This window comes from Streptomyces sp. T39, from assembly GCF_008042045.1.
GTDB lineage: Bacteria > Actinomycetota > Actinomycetes > Streptomycetales > Streptomycetaceae > Streptomyces.
Window position 1 is genome coordinate 70,342 of sequence record NZ_RDBP01000051.1, and the last position, 990, is coordinate 71,331.

At 74.2% G+C, this 990-nt stretch carries 1 protein-coding gene; it reads right to left on the minus strand.

Going from position 1 to position 990, the window contains the following annotated elements:
- A partial coding sequence (locus EAO77_RS31675) for a condensation domain-containing protein (protein ID WP_261994229.1) occupies positions 1 to 901 on the minus strand: 901 nt, incomplete at its 3' end.
- Positions 902 to 990: the final 89 nt, after the last annotated feature.

Sequence of the window (990 nt, forward strand, 5' to 3'; positions counted from 1 at the left end):
GCGGGGTCGGGGCGAGGAACACGTCGCGGATCGCCGCCTCGGTGCCGAGCGCGGCCCGGATCCGGTTGGTCAGCTTGCCGGCGAGCAGCGAATGGCCGCCCAGCTTGAAGAAGTTGTCCTCGCCGCGGACGTCGTCCCTGCGCAGCACCTCCGCGAAGAGGCCGCGCAGGATCTCCTCGCGCGGGTCGGCCGCGGTGGTGCCCTGTGTCTGCCGGGTGCCGGCGTCCGGGTCGGCGGCCTGCCGGCGACGGGCGCGGTCGAGCGCCTCGTGGCGCCGGTCGAGGGCCTTCCGCTCCGCGTCGTCGAGCAGGTCGACGGCGCTCAGCCGGGTGTCCGCAGCCTGGTGGGCGAGGGCGAGGAGGGCACGCCGGAAGAGGCCGAGGAGCAGCTGTGCGGTTTCCTCGTCGTAGAGGTCGGTGGCGTACTGGAGGCCGAGGAGCACGGTCGTGGGTTCACCGTCGGGCCCCTGGGTCTCGGCGCAGTGGAAGCCGAGGTCGAACTTGGCGGCGGCGAGGTCGGCCCCCTCCAGGGTGCCGCCGGTGCCGCCGAGGCGGACGGCGGTGTCCTGGGCGGTCTGGGTGCTGACCGTGACCTGGAAGATGGGGTGCCGTCCGTAGGTGCGTGCGGGGTTGAGGTCCTCGACGAGCAGGTCGAAGGGGAGGTCGTCGTGGGCGAAGGCGGCGAGGTCGGCGTCGCGCACCCGGTCGAGCAGTCCGGCCAGCGTCGGGTCGCCCGACAGATCGGTGCGCAGGGCGAGGGTGTTCACGAAGAAGCCCACCAGATCGTGGAGGTCCTCCTCGGGCCGGCCGGCCACCGGGGTGCCGACGACCTGGTCCTCCCCCGCCCCCGCCGCGCGCAGCGCGAGCGCCAGCGCCGCCCGCACCACCATGAAGAACGTCACCCGCCGCTCCCGCGCTGCGCCCCCAGCGCATCCCGCTCTCCGCGGCACAGCTGAGGCTGTGGTTCATGGACCGCCTGGAAGGCCCGAGC